The sequence below is a fragment of the Xenorhabdus innexi genome, from assembly GCF_002632485.1.
In the GTDB taxonomy this organism is placed as follows: Bacteria; Pseudomonadota; Gammaproteobacteria; order Enterobacterales; family Enterobacteriaceae; genus Xenorhabdus; species Xenorhabdus innexi.
Genome location: NZ_NIBU01000002.1, coordinates 15,816 through 29,864 on the forward strand (window position 1 = coordinate 15,816; position 14,049 = coordinate 29,864).

Annotated in this window: 12 protein-coding genes; 5 read left to right on the forward strand and 7 right to left on the reverse strand. The window is 45.1% G+C overall.

The genetic code is table 11. The features are described from left to right. Nucleotides 1–89: 89 nt before the first annotated feature. The 5 genes from Xinn_RS00860 to dnaA all read right to left on the reverse strand — a co-directional run bounded on the left by Xinn_RS00860 (nucleotide 90) and on the right by dnaA (nucleotide 7,323). The gene (locus tag Xinn_RS00860) at nucleotides 90–731 is read right to left on the reverse strand and encodes a hypothetical protein (RefSeq protein ID WP_086954851.1); all 642 of its coding nucleotides are present in this window, start codon (nucleotides 729–731) and stop codon (nucleotides 90–92) included. A gap of 499 nt (nucleotides 732–1,230) precedes the next feature. Beyond that, nucleotides 1,231–3,645, reverse strand: a complete 2,415-nt coding sequence (gene gyrB / locus Xinn_RS00865) for a DNA topoisomerase (ATP-hydrolyzing) subunit B (RefSeq protein WP_086954852.1) — start codon at nucleotides 3,643–3,645, stop codon at nucleotides 1,231–1,233. A gap of 39 nt (nucleotides 3,646–3,684) precedes the next feature. Further along, the gene (recF, locus tag Xinn_RS00870) at nucleotides 3,685–4,800 is read right to left on the reverse strand and encodes a DNA replication/repair protein RecF (RefSeq protein WP_086954853.1); all 1,116 of its coding nucleotides are present in this window, start codon (nucleotides 4,798–4,800) and stop codon (nucleotides 3,685–3,687) included. Between the two features lie 29 nt (nucleotides 4,801–4,829). After that, complete coding sequence (gene dnaN, locus Xinn_RS00875; protein WP_086954854.1) at nucleotides 4,830–5,930, reverse strand: DNA polymerase III subunit beta; 1,101 nt, start codon at nucleotides 5,928–5,930, stop codon at nucleotides 4,830–4,832. 4 nt (nucleotides 5,931–5,934) lie between these two features. Continuing rightward, nucleotides 5,935–7,323, reverse strand: a complete 1,389-nt coding sequence (gene dnaA, locus Xinn_RS00880; RefSeq protein ID WP_086954855.1) for a chromosomal replication initiator protein DnaA — start codon at nucleotides 7,321–7,323, stop codon at nucleotides 5,935–5,937. Nucleotides 7,324–8,069: 746 nt separating this feature from the next. Between dnaA and rpmH the strand changes: the two genes are divergently transcribed. The 5 genes from rpmH (at nucleotide 8,070) to mnmE (ending at nucleotide 12,055) form a co-directional block, all read left to right on the forward strand. Then, on the forward strand, nucleotides 8,070–8,210 hold the full coding sequence (gene rpmH / locus Xinn_RS00885; protein ID WP_038267117.1) for a 50S ribosomal protein L34: 141 nt from the start codon (nucleotides 8,070–8,072) through the stop codon (nucleotides 8,208–8,210). Between the two features lie 18 nt (nucleotides 8,211–8,228). Further along, entirely contained in the window at nucleotides 8,229–8,588 is a 360-nt protein-coding gene (rnpA, locus tag Xinn_RS00890; protein WP_086954856.1) for a ribonuclease P protein component, read from the forward strand. Next, nucleotides 8,552–8,812 (forward strand): membrane protein insertion efficiency factor YidD, encoded by a 261-nt coding sequence (yidD, locus tag Xinn_RS00895; RefSeq protein WP_086954857.1) that lies wholly within the window; start codon nucleotides 8,552–8,554, stop codon nucleotides 8,810–8,812. Before rnpA ends, yidD begins: the two co-directional genes overlap by 37 nt. Nucleotides 8,813–8,814: 2 nt before the next feature. Continuing rightward, nucleotides 8,815–10,455, forward strand: coding sequence for a membrane protein insertase YidC (yidC, locus tag Xinn_RS00900; RefSeq protein WP_086954858.1), 1,641 nt, complete (start codon nucleotides 8,815–8,817; stop codon nucleotides 10,453–10,455). Nucleotides 10,456–10,690: 235 nt separating this feature from the next. Next, on the forward strand, nucleotides 10,691–12,055 hold the full coding sequence (gene mnmE, locus Xinn_RS00905) for a tRNA uridine-5-carboxymethylaminomethyl(34) synthesis GTPase MnmE (protein ID WP_086954859.1): 1,365 nt from the start codon (nucleotides 10,691–10,693) through the stop codon (nucleotides 12,053–12,055). A gap of 261 nt (nucleotides 12,056–12,316) precedes the next feature. Here the strand turns inward: mnmE and Xinn_RS00910 are convergent, their stop codons facing one another. Next, nucleotides 12,317–13,102 carry an acetoin reductase gene (locus Xinn_RS00910; protein WP_086954860.1) on the reverse strand — a complete coding sequence of 262 codons (786 nt, stop codon included), beginning with the start codon at nucleotides 13,100–13,102 and terminating at the stop codon, nucleotides 12,317–12,319. Between the two features lie 124 nt (nucleotides 13,103–13,226). Then, on the reverse strand, nucleotides 13,227–14,048 hold the full coding sequence (locus Xinn_RS00915) for an energy transducer TonB (protein WP_086954861.1): 822 nt from the start codon (nucleotides 14,046–14,048) through the stop codon (nucleotides 13,227–13,229). Nucleotide 14,049 lies beyond the last annotated feature (1 nt).

A 14,049-nucleotide genomic window follows, 5' to 3' on the forward strand; every position in this document is an offset into this window, starting at 1 on the left:
AACCGCCAGTAGAATCGATAAGTAATAATATTGGCGGTAATTAATGAATAAATATATTAAAAATAAGGGGCTGGAAATATATTAGTGCTTTAAGAAACCGTTGTTCCTAATGTTAATGTAACACAACGAATAAATGCGGTACTGACCCCTTTGCGATTTTCAAGATCGACTACCGATGTCGTTTGATATTTTGGACAAATTTTATAAAGTAGTTCAGGGGATATATCTGCTCCCAAAGATTTAAGTATGGCAGAAGCTGTTTCAGGTCTGAAATTCATCAGCGCCTTATAATCAGGAAGCGCATGGCGGATTTTCTGAAATATATCTTGGTTTTCATCCAGAATTTTTTCCACATTAGCGTCATTAACGTGGGATAGTGCATGATCAAAATCTGTTACACCCCGAAGCGCGAGAAAACTGGCATCCATATTATGTTCGGTAGCCAGTGACTCTGAACCTGCTTGGGATTGGATGGTCGCATAGTTAAGCGATTTAATTTCATGGTGAATCTGACTTGCGACTTCCGGAATGAAACCAAGAGTCAGGGCAATCTTTTCAATATATTCGGGAGGTAAAGCGAACATGACACCTTCCCATGAATCAGTCAGTTCCATCGCTTTAGCCCGAAGCGCATCGGCATTGTCTGAGATGCGTCGGAGATCACTTTGTTTCACCATAGCGGCAGTCATGATATGAGGTAAAGTAGATGTTTGGTCAGTAAATTTCTGCATGATATTTTCCTAAGTGGTATTGTTATATATGTAGATGTCTTTCACTGAGCATAATTACTATTTTTACAGAATGTATTATCCTAAAATATTATTTTAAATTTTATATCACACCATGTTTTATCTGAGTGATATTACTAATGTATGATGGTATAAAATTATTTTCAATTAATTTATATGTATTTTTTTCTTTTGTTTTTTATTTTATGCGATTTTTAGCGATTTATATATATCTTTTTATCAATAACTTATTGGGTTTTTTTGATATTTTATTTATTGTTTTTTGGTTGGGTTTTAATATATTTTAGCGGGATCATTTCTGAATTTTTTTTATAAAAATCGGGTTAATTTAATGAAATTTCTCATGTAAGTTTTAGTAAGTATTTATCCGCATATTTATGATTAATATTTTTTGTTGGATATAAAATGGTGTTTTCAAGTTGCAGATTAATTATCTGCAACTTGAAATAAGATATAGAATACCTGAATAAAGTCAATAATATCAGATATCAATATTCGCCGCTTTCAGGGCATTCTCTTCGATAAATGCGCGACGAGGTTCAACAGCATCGCCCATCAGGGTGGTGAACAGTTGATCTGTTGCAATGGCATCTTTCACTGTCACGCGCATCATACGGCGGGTTTCCGGATTCATGGTGGTTTCCCACAATTGTTCCGGATTCATTTCTCCCAGCCCTTTATAACGCTGGATGGAAAGACCACGGCGGGACTCTTTAGCCAACCATTCCAGTGCCTGCTCAAAGTTACTCACTGGCTGACGGCGTTCACCACGTTCAATATAGGCTCCTTCTTCAATCAGATTGCCGATCAGTTCACCCAGTTTGCTGATACGACGGTATTCGCCACCGTGGATGAAGTCGAAATCCAGATTGTAGTTGGTATCAACACCGTGTGTGCGGATACACAGAATCGGCTCATAAACCTGACGTTCGCGGTTTTCATGGATTTGGTAGCTGTAAGTGCTGCCATGCTGCTCTTTGTCATTCAGACGGATAGTCAGGGCACTGACCCACTCTTCCACTTTGATCTGATCGGTTAAGGTATCTTCTGTCAGTTTCGGATGATAGATCAGGTTGTTCAGTAACGCCTGAGGATACAAACGTTCCATACGTTTGATTGTTTTTTGCGCCGCATTGAATTCAGTTACCAGTTGTTCCAGTGCTTCACCTTTGAGCGCAGGCGCATGTGGATTGGTGTACAGGGATGCCCCATCCAGTGCGATAGACATCTGATACGCTTCCATTGCATCATCATCTTTGATGTATTGTTCTTGTTTGCCTTTCTTCACTTTGTACAGTGGTGGCTGGGCAATATAGACATAACCACGTTCGATGATTTCAGGCATCTGGCGGTAGAAGAATGTCAGCAGCAGAGTACGGATGTGGGAACCATCAACGTCGGCATCGGTCATGATGATAATGCTGTGGTAACGCAGTTTATCCGGGTTGTACTCATCGCGGCCGATACCACAACCCAGTGCGGTAATCAGTGTCGCAACTTCCTGTGAAGAGAGCATTTTATCAAAACGCGCTTTTTCAACGTTCAGGATCTTACCTTTCAGTGGCAGAATGGCCTGATTCTTACGGTTACGCCCCTGTTTTGCAGAACCACCCGCAGAATCACCCTCCACTAAGTAGAGTTCAGACTGGGCAGGATCACGCTCCTGACAGTCAGCCAGCTTGCCCGGCAGACCGGCCAGATCCAATGCACCTTTACGACGGGTCATTTCACGCGCTTTACGTGCTGCTTCACGGGCACGGGCTGCATCGATGATTTTGCCGACAACTGTTTTGGCATCGTTCGGGTTTTCCAGCAGGTATTCTACCAGCTTCTCATTCATCAGCGTTTCGACGGCGGTTTTCACCTCTGAAGAAACCAGTTTGTCTTTCGTCTGAGAAGAGAACTTAGGATCAGGAACTTTAACGGAGATAACCGCAATCAGACCTTCACGGGCATCGTCACCGGTCGCGCTGACTTTGGATTTTTTGTTGTAACCCTCTTTATCCATGTAACTGTTGAGGGTACGGGTCATCGCGGTACGAAAGCCCACTAAGTGAGTTCCTCCATCGCGCTGAGGAATGTTGTTGGTAAAGCAGTAAATATTTTCCTGAAAACCGTCATTCCATTGCATGGAAATTTCAACACCGATGCCGTCTTTCTCCGTGGAGAAATAGAAGACATTCTGGTGAATCGGGTTTTTATTGCGGCTCAGGTATTCAACAAATGCTTTGATCCCACCTTCGTAATGGAAGAGGTCTTCGGCACTGGTGCGTTTGTCGACTAATCGGATGGAAACACCGGAATTCAGGAATGACAATTCGCGCAGACGTTTTGCCAGAATGTCATATTCGAATTCGGTAGTAATTTTGAACGTATCCATACTTGGCCAGAAACGCACGGTTGTTCCCGTTTGCTCTGTATCACCAACTATTTTCAGTGGTGACTGGGGAACCCCATGCTGGTAAGTCTGTTCATGCACTTTACCGTCACGACGGATAGTCAGTTCCAGTTTTTCAGATAAGGCGTTAACAACAGAAACCCCTACGCCATGCAGGCCGCCGGAGACTTTATAGGAGTTATCATCGAATTTTCCCCCCGCATGCAGCACGGTCATAATGACTTCCGCTGCTGAAACACCTTCTTCTTCGTGTATACCGGTAGGAATACCGCGGCCATCGTCCTGTACAGAAACTGAGTTATCTGCATGGATAGTAACAACTATTTTGTCACAATGACCTGCGAGGGCTTCGTCGATAGCGTTGTCAACAACCTCGAAGACCATGTGGTGCAGGCCAGTACCATCATCGGTATCGCCGATATACATGCCCGGACGTTTACGAACAGCATCCAGCCCTTTTAATACCTTGATACTTGAGGAATCATATGTATTCGACATCAACGTTTCTCGCTTATCTTAATCCTGTGGTTGAACCTCTTACCCTTCGTCTTTCAAGTTGCTGTACTCGAAATCCATTGGGCATATTTTGCCATGTTCTACGCTAAACATCCTGCTATTTACGTCAATCATGTCTGCAACCTGCTCTGGTGTAATAGCACTGACAAACACCTGAGCCTGCGTAGATTTCAGACGCTCGGCTAACAATTTACGACGGCCGGCATCTAATTCAGAGGCAAAATCATCAAGCAGATACAGGCATTTTTGCCCGCTCTGTCGGGTGAAATATTCACCCTGCGCTAACCTCAGAGCACACATCAGCAATTTCAGCTGACCACGTGAGAGCATATCTTCTACAGATGTGCCGTCTGCCCTGATCCGCAGATCGGCTTTGTGGGGGCCGGATGCGGTATAGGTTAATGCTTTATCGCGCTCAAACTGCCGCGCAAGTAGTTCTGCATATTCACTCTCTTTGTCCCAGCCCTGCTGAAAAGAGATATTAAGAGTGAATTCAGGTAAAAACTGTTTGCAGGTTTTCTCAATATCTTCTGCAATACCTGCAATATATTCAGCCCGCCACTGGCTTATCTGCGTTGCAAGTGGTGCCAGCTCATGATCCCAGTGTTGGATCTGGCTATAGCGGGTGACTTGCCGTAAGGCCGCATTTCGTTGTTTGAGCAGCCTTTTCAGGTTGGCCCAGCCGGCAAAAAAACGCGGTTCATTATGAAAACAGCCCCAGTCGATAAACGCACGGCGGTATTTGGGGCCACCATTCAACAGCGTAAAACCTTCTGGCGTGATAAGCTGCATCGGCAGCATTTTTGCCAGCTCTGCAATCTTATGCCCATCGCTGCCATCTATTCTGACTTTGCTGTCACCCTGACGATTTTTGCTCAGCCCGACTGACAACGTTCGCTCGTGGGATTGTGGCTCCAGCCTGCCATGAAGGATGAATTCCTCACTCTCATGGCGGATGACCCTTCCCGCCTGAATACTGCGAAAAGCGCGCCCGTGTCCCAATGTGTAAATAGACTCCAGTACACTGGTTTTGCCGCTGCCATTCGGGCCGACCAGAAAATTAAAACCCGTCGCCAATGGCAGGTCGGCATTGGCGATATTACGAAAATCGCGGATCAATAAACGCGAGAGAATCATATTCAATGAATTAATAACAGGCGTATTATTTACAGGCGCATCGGCATCACGACGTACGTCGCTGCCTGACTGGCTGAATTCTCTATTTTGACACTGGATGTGGCATCCGTCAGCAGTAAACTCACCTGCTCGCATTTCAATGCGTTGAGAACATCCAGTACGTAACTCACATTAAAGCCGATTTCCATTTCCGTACCCTGATAGCTGACATCGACAATTTCTTCAGCTTCTTCCTGTTCTGGATTATTGGCAGTAATTCTGAGCTGATTTTCGCTCAGGTAGATGCGGACACCACGAAATTTTTCGTTGGATAAAATCGCTGCCCGTGAAAATGCCTGCTTAAGCGTGTCACAATTTGCTTCCAGTATTTTATCCGGATTTTTAGGCAGGACACGGCGGTAGTCAGGAAAACGTCCATCAACTAATTTTGATGTAAATATGAAGTCACCGACGTGGGCGCGGATATTGTTGCTGCCTATCTGCAATTGAAGTGGGTTATCTCCGCCATCCAGTAATCGCATCAATTCAATAACGCCTTTGCGTGGAACAATCACTGAGTGTGAAGGCAGACTCTGGCCGATATTCATGGAACAGACCGCCAGACGGTGACCATCGGTGGAAACAGTACGCAGTTCTTCCCCTTCGGTTTCGAACAACATCCCGTTCAGATAATAGCGGACATCCTGATGAGCCATTGAAAACTGAGTAGACTCAATCAGACGTTTCAGTGTTGCCTGTGGCAGTGAGAATTCAACTTCACTTTGCCAGTCATCCAGATTAGGAAAATCAGAAGCTGGCAGGGTGGAGAGTGAAAAGCGGCTGCGGCCGGAACGAACCAGAATGCGGTCACCATCCAGCTCAACACTGATTTCTGCTCCGTCAGGCAACCCGCGCCAGATATCAAAGAATTTACGCGCGGGAATGGTCGTTGCACCCTGCTCATGTGGCTGAGTGAGTGTCACTCTAGCCTTCATTTCCATCTCTAAATCTGTGCCTGTCAGTAGCAGGGCGCCTTCTGTCACCTGCAACAATAAATTACCTAAAATAGGCAGAGTAGGGCGACCACCTAAGGGGCTGCTGACCTGTTGCAGAGGTTTTAATAATTGCTCACGTTCAATGATAAATTTCATAGCGCTAGGACGACAATGTTCTGATTAAGTTAGAAAAATCTTCTTTGATATCATGACTCTCCTCACGCAGTTGTTCGATTTTACGACATGCGTGAAGTACTGTGGTATGGTCACGACCACCAAAGGCATCCCCGATTTCAGGCAGGCTGTGGTTTGTCAGCTCTTTTGCCAGCGCCATTGCCATCTGTCTTGGACGGGCAACGGAGCGTGAACGGCGCTTGGAAAGCAGATCGGCAACCTTGATTTTGTAATATTCAGCAACAGTTTTCTGAATGTTATCAATCGTTACCAGTTTTTCCTGTAGAGCCAATAAGTCACGTAATGCTTCGCGTACAAAATCAATAGTAATCGCCCGTCCGGTAAAATTAGCATTGGCGATAACCCGATTCAAAGCGCCTTCGAGTTCACGAACGTTAGATCGCAGGCGTTTAGCGATAAAGAAAGCGACTTCTCCCGGCAACTGAATCTGATTTTCGTCTGCTTTCTTCATCAGAATGGCAACACGGGTTTCCAGCTCCGGTGGTTCTATGGCAACGGTTAAGCCCCAGCCAAAACGGGATTTTAACCGATCTTCAACGCCATTTATCTCTTTGGGATAGCGGTCTGATGTCAGAATAATCTGTTGATTACCTTCCAGCAGGGCATTGAACGTATGAAAGAACTCTTCCTGAGATCGCTCTTTATTGGCGAAAAATTGAATATCATCGATAAGCAGGGCATCTACTGAACGATAATAGCGTTTAAATTCTTCTATCGCATTGTTTTGTAATGCTTTAACCATATCCTGAACAAAACGTTCAGAATGCATGTATACCACTTTTGCATTGGCTTTGCGTGCCATAATGCTGTTGCCGACAGCATGTAAAAGGTGGGTTTTACCTAAACCGGTGCCGCCATACAGGAACAGCGGGTTATAAGCCCCTCCCGGATTATCGGCAACTTGTCTGGCTGCTGCTCTGGCGAGTTGGTTGGATTTACCTTCGACAAAGTTATCAAATGTATGTTTTGGATTAACATTCGAACGATAAGACAGCTCTGGCTGCGCTTTTGCATTATCCCAGCTAGGGCGTACAGATAAACTGGATGGAGCAGCAGCCACCGGCATATCAGCAATGATTTTCTGAGATGTAGACTGGCTCGGTGAAACAGGCTTATTACCTACTTCAAAACGCAGTAACGGTACTTCAGGACCACAGAAATCATTTAATAACAAATTGATATTATTTATATATTTCTCTCTGACCCAATCCAGCACAAAGCGGTTGGGTGCATAAAGAGCCAAAGTGTTATCACTTAGTTCTGCCTGAAGGGGTCGTATCCACATACTGAATTCTGTGGCAGGTAACTCATCCTGCAATCGGGCAAGACATTGCTGCCAAAGCGAAAGTGACACGGCGAACTCCCCTAAAACAAGACCAATAAAAGAAACTGGAATAATAGATACGTTATTCTGGGCACAAGGCGTTACTCTTTATCGATAAAAGTATTATCGATAAGAACATTTCTCGATGAGAAGGCTCGCAGTACCTTGTGGCGATTTTTAGTTTCATCGCTCTCCCAACGATCCGTACAGCGAGATCGGAATCGTGACCGGTGATCATAACGCAAAAGACGACATAAATCCTCATTCTTTTACACAGCTTTGATGCTTTTTATCCACAGGGAGATCACCACGCTTTGGTACGCGGAGATAGAGAAAGCCCATAGAAGATACTGTAGTGTAATCATGGTATATAGCAAATTCTGTTTAGCTATCGTTTAAAATTCAAAGGGAAAGCAAGAGTATAATTACTGCCCAAATAGCAGGATACGTGTAGTATCCTTGCGCTTTATTGCACAGTCCGTATAATCTTGCACCCTGTGTGTGTTACCAAACGATTTTTTCCGGCTGTGGCTGGTGGAAGTCAGGGTTAACACCTTAGATAGCAAAAACTTTGGGTAGCAACAAGTCTGACACCGACTGAAACGCGGTCAGACTCGCGTCATCTTGGAATTGACTAAGGGTAGTACATTTTATTACAATCCTGCCTCTTTCTATATATTGATGTTGCGATTGAGGCATCGGTGTCTACTTATTTCCACTGGTCGCCAACGCATTTGCTGAATCAGTTACAAATTTTAAGTTAGGTAGAAATCGCTATGAAACGCACTTTTCAACCATCCGTACTGAAGCGTAACCGTACACACGGCTTCCGCGCACGTATGGCCACTAAAAATGGTCGTCAGGTTCTGGCTCGCCGTCGTGCGAAAGGCCGTGCTCGTCTGACTGTTTCTAAGTAATAAAGCTAACCATTCCAAGTGGTTAAGCTCGCTTTTCCGAGGGAGTTACGTTTGTTAACTCCCGAGCATTTCACTTATGTTTTCCAGCAGCCACAACGGGCAAGTTCCGCAGAGATAACCATTCTTGGACGCCTTAATCAGCTGGGGCATCCCCGCATCGGTCTGACCGTCGCCAAAAAAAATGTTAAACGCGCTCATGAGCGAAATCGCATTAAGCGGTTAGCCCGTGAAAGTTTTCGTTTAAACCAGCATAAATTACCGTCAATGGATTTTGTGATTTTGGTGAGGAAAGGGGTCGCTGAGCTTGATAACCGTGAGCTAACGGAAATGTTGGGCAAATTATGGCGTCGTCACTGTCGCTTGGCTCGCGCCTCTTGATTGCTTTGATCAGAGGCTACCAGTTAGTGATTAGTCCACTTCTGGGGCCTCGTTGTCGTTTCAATCCCACCTGTTCTCAATATGGCATTGAGGCACTGCGTAGGTTTGGCATGATGAAAGGCAGTTGGTTAACGGTGAAACGCATATTAAAATGCCACCCTTTACACGAAGGTGGTGATGATCCTGTCCCACCTAAAAAAAACGAAGATAACAGAGAACATTAACGATGGATTCGCAACGCAATCTTCTTCTCATCGCTCTGCTGTTTGTTTCGTTCCTGATCTGGCAGGAGTGGGAGAAAGATCAGAACCCACAACCAACAGTACAGGTCTCGCAGCAAACCAATACGCTGAGTAATGAAGTAGTCAGTGGGCAAGGTAAACTGATCACCGTGAAAACGGATGTGCTTTCGTTGCACATTAATACCCGTGGTGGTGATATCGAAGAGGCTGACCTGTTGGCCTATCCTGATACCCTCGGTTCCAAGCAGCCGTTCAAACTGCTGGAAACGACTCCAGAATTTACTTATCAGGCTCAGAGTGGCTTAACAGGCACGAATGGCCCGGATAATCAGGCTGAACGTCCTCTTTATACTGCCGATCAGAATAGTTACGTTCTGGCTGATGGTCAGGATGAGTTGCGTATTCCTATGACTTATACTGCGCCGGATGGTGTTGTGTATGTCAAAACTTTCGTATTAAAACGCGGTAACTATGCTGTTTCTGTGGATTACAGCATTGATAACGTGACTGACAAGCCATTGCAGATGGCATTTTTTGGTCAGTTGAAGCAGAGCGTTGAACTGCCGAAACATCGTGATACCGGCAGCAGCAATTTTGCCCTGCATACTTATCGTGGTGCTGCTTATTCATCTGATGAAGAAAAGTACGAAAAATACAAGTTTGATGAAATTGAAAGTAAACCTCTTTCCGTAACCACAAAAGGCGGCTGGGTAGCGATGCTTCAGCAATATTTCGCCACGGCTTGGGTTCCGGGAGAAGGAAAAACCAGCAATTTCTACACCATTGACCTGAAAGACCAGAAAATGGCAATTATCGGGTACAAAGGTGAAACGATTAATATTGCACCGAGCAGCAAACAGAATATCGCTTCTACCCTGTGGGTAGGCCCTGAAATTCAGGACAAAATGGCTGCTGTTGCACCACATCTGGATCTGACCGTTGACTACGGCTGGTTGTGGTTTATTTCCCAGCCTCTGTTCAAATTGCTGAAATTCCTGCATGAGTTCATTGGTAACTGGGGCTTCTCCATCATTGCGATTACCTTTATCGTGCGCGGTATCATGTACCCGCTGACTAAAGCGCAATACACCTCTATGGCGAAGATGCGCCTGTTGCAGCCAAAAATCACTGCAATGCGTGAGCGTTATGGCGATGATCGCCAGCGCATGAGTCAGGAAATGATGGCGTTGTATAAAACAGAGAAAGTGAACCCGCTGGGCGGTTGTTTACCTCTGGTCATTCAGATGCCGATCTTCCTTGCTCTGTATTACATGCTGATGGGCTCTGTTGAACTGCGTCATGCACCATTTATCGGCTGGATTAATGACCTGTCTGCACAGGACCCATATTATATTCTGCCATTGCTGATGGGTGTGACCATGTTTGTGATTCAGAAACTGTCACCAACGACTGTAACTGATCCGATGCAGCAGAAGATCATGACCTACATGCCGGTTGTGTTCACTGTTTTCTTCCTGTGGTTCCCGTCTGGTCTGGTGCTGTACTACATCGTCAGTAACTTGGTAACCATTATCCAGCAACAGGTTATTTTCCGTAGTCTGGAAAAACGCGGTCTGCATACCCGCGAAAAGAAAGAAAAGAAAATTGATCTGACAAAGAAATAATTTTTTGAAAGAGTGATCTTTTAAAAACGGATCATAAAAAATAAGTATACCCTATGGATTTCAAGATGCGTCGCGGCGGCAAGGGAATGAATCCCCGGGAGCATAGGTAACTATGTGACTGGGGTGAATGAGCGCAGCCAACAAAGAGGCAACTTGAGAGACGACGGATATAAGGCGGTCATTGGCCGCCTTTATTATTTCCATTCATTGGCAAATTGGTAAAAGAGAGAATCCTATGAATACCACTGATACGATAGTTGCTCAGGCCACCCCTCCGGGACGAGGTGGTGTAGGTATCCTGCGTATTTCTGGTCCCAAAGCTGCGGCAGTCGCTGAGGTGGTATTAGGGAAGCTCCCGAAGCCGCGTTATGCCGACTATCTGCCATTCCGTGATGCCGATGGCTCCGTTCTGGATCAGGGCATCGCCCTTTATTTCCCCGGCCCTAACTCCTTTACGGGGGAAGACGTACTGGAACTTCAGGGGCACGGCGGCCCGGTTATTCTTGATTTACTGCTGAAGCGTATTCTGGCTATTTCCAGTGTGCGAATCGCTAATCCGGGTGAATTCTCTGAGCGGGCTTTCCTCAACGATAAACTGGATTTGGCTCAGGCAGAGGCTATTGCGGATCTGATTGATGCCAGTTCTGAACAAGCTGCGCGCTCTGCCATGAATTCCCTACAGGGAACATTCTCCAATCAGGTTCATAAAATGGTTGAAGCGCTGACGAACCTGCGTATCTACGTTGAAGCAGCGATTGATTTCCCTGACGAAGAGATTGATTTTCTTTCCGATGGCAAGATTGAAGCCAAACTGGATGAAGTGATTGCGGAACTTGAACAGGTACGTTCGCAGGCTCGTCAGGGTAGCCTTCTGCGTGAAGGCATGAAAGTCGTTATTGCCGGTCGTCCTAATGCGGGAAAATCCAGCTTACTGAATGCACTGGCTGGCCGTGAAGCCGCGATTGTGACTGATATTGCGGGTACAACGCGTGATGTTTTACGCGAGCATATTCATATTGATGGAATGCCTTTGCATGTGATTGACACTGCTGGGCTTCGTGAAGCCAGTGATGAAGTGGAACGCATTGGTATTGAACGGGCATGGCAGGAAATCGAACAGGCAGATCGTGTGTTATTCATGGTGGATAGCACGACGACCGATGCCATCGAACCTGATCAAATCTGGCCGGAATTTATGGCGAAACTGCCGGAATCCCTACCTGTAACTATTATCCGTAATAAAACAGATATGACAGGCGAAGCAAGCGGCCTGTCAGAAATCGGTGGTTATTCGTTAATCCGCCTTTCTGCTCTTGAAGGTGAAGGTATTAATTTACTGCGTGATCATCTCAAAGAAGCGATGGGGTTCAACAGTAATACTGAAGGTGGATTCCTCGCCCGCCGCCGTCATTTGCAGGCACTGAATACTGCCGCAGAACATTTGCAGGAAGGCCATCAACAGTTAGTATTTGCCCGTTCCGGGGAGTTATTAGCAGAAGAACTTCGGCTGGCGCAACAGGTATTGAGTGAAATTACGGGAGAATTCACTTCCGATGATTTGCTGGGACGGATTTTTTCGAGTTTCTGTATTGGGAAGTAAGGTTGTCAAATCAGGTGACCAATCACTCGATACAGAACAAATAAAAAACCACTGTAACGTTTAAAAAATACGATATTTTCATACTCTGGGTATGAATAAATTGATATATGTGACCCGCTGGTTTACCTCATATTGAATATTTATATCCAGATTTTTCCTGAACGTTTTGATTTAGACAAAGCAATTTAACCTTTTCTGGATCGTGATATTCGCGAAAATCCCCAGAGTGATTCCTGAGGATTTACAAGAAAATAATATATATCACCGATAAACCATCCCTCCGTCGGTAATGATTGATTGTCCGGTAATATAGTCAGCATCATCACTTGCCAGAAAAGAGACTAGATTCGCAACATCATCGGGTGTTTCTGATCTGCCTAAAGCGATACGCTCGACATATCTTTGATAAGTTGCACCTTTTGCAGCTCCCGTCAGCTCCGAGAAGCGCTCATCAATTTCGACCCACATATCAGTCCCGACAATACCCGGACAATATGAATTTACAGTAATACCAGCACTGGCATATTCCTGAGCGGCAACCTGAGTCAGAGCCCGGACGGCAAATTTAGTTGCAGAATAAAGACTGAGCATGGCAAAACCATTATGACCAGCAATAGAAGAGGCGTTGATTATCTTACCTTTTTGACCCGACTTCTGAAATTGAGCGGCTGCGGCCTGAATTCCCCAAAGAACACCACCAATATTGATATCGATAATCTTATTCAGGTCTTCTGGTTGCAGGTCAGCAATGGGTTTTACCTGCACAATACCTGCATTATTAATCATGATATCGAAACCACCCAATTCAGATGCTGCATGTTCTACAGCACTATAGATGTTTTCTCTTTTCGCAATATCTGCAACGAAAATCGTCGATTTCACGTCAAAACTTTCAATCTCACTTTTTACTAATTCCAGTTTTTCCGCTTTCAGATCGACAAGAGCAAGATTAGCCCCCGCCTGCGCTAATTTGAGGGCAATGCTTCGTCCGATCCCCTGAGCGGCTCCAGTGACTAATGCAACTTTTCCTTTTAATTCTCTGGACATGGTAAACTCCCGTGTTTTTTTGAGTAAAAGGAATTTAGCATGTTGATTTTTGCATTCAGTGATATTTGTCTGGTTATTGTGCAATCAAGGTAGGTTTTGTGGGGTCTGTTTACTCATCCTATAGTCAATCCAGTTCAAAACTAATTTGCAGTGTGGTATCTGCTGCCAGATTTTCTGGTTTTGGCCCGACAGACTTAGCAAGGCTGAGTGCTTTTAATGCTTCATTATCCATAATGCTGTAGCCCGAGGATTGAATAATTCTGGCCGCAGTAATTGAGCCATCATCCTGAAGCATAAAATTGACGGTAACAGTTCCTTCCTGCTTCATCCGTCGCGCTTTGCGGGGATAACGTTTATGACGTTCAATTTCCTGCCTGAGTCTCGCATGATAGTTATCTGATTCACTGTTCCCCTGACCAACTAAAGGCTGAGGGGTTGTCGCTTTACTCATTCCACCTTGTGAGTTGACCTGATCGATACCATTTGTATCGAATTCCTCTGGGCTGGCCTGGGAAGACTGAGATGATTCGACGAGTTTCTTTTCTGCATGTTCTTTGGGTTTTTCTTTCGGCTGCTTTTTAGTTTGTTGAGTTTTGACCGGTTCAACGGGAGTATCGCGCTTTTTTTCCGTTTGAACGGTTTTATCCAGTGCAATTGCCGGAGTTGTTGGTGATTCAGGCACAGTGATAATTGGCTGTGATAATTCAACCGGTTCTGGCTCTTCTGCCAATGATGAGGCGGCTACCATAGTGACAGAAAGCCCGGTCAGCGGAGAGTTCTGGTTAATATGATGGGCACTGTTATCATTAGGTTCTGTATGTCGGTTTAACAGCCATATCAGACTGATATGCAATAAAACAGCGATAAGAATACCAACCGGAAATCGCTTATTTAGTGTTTTCTGAGAACTGTTCACTGAACTGTCTGTTATGGCTGTGTTGATCATA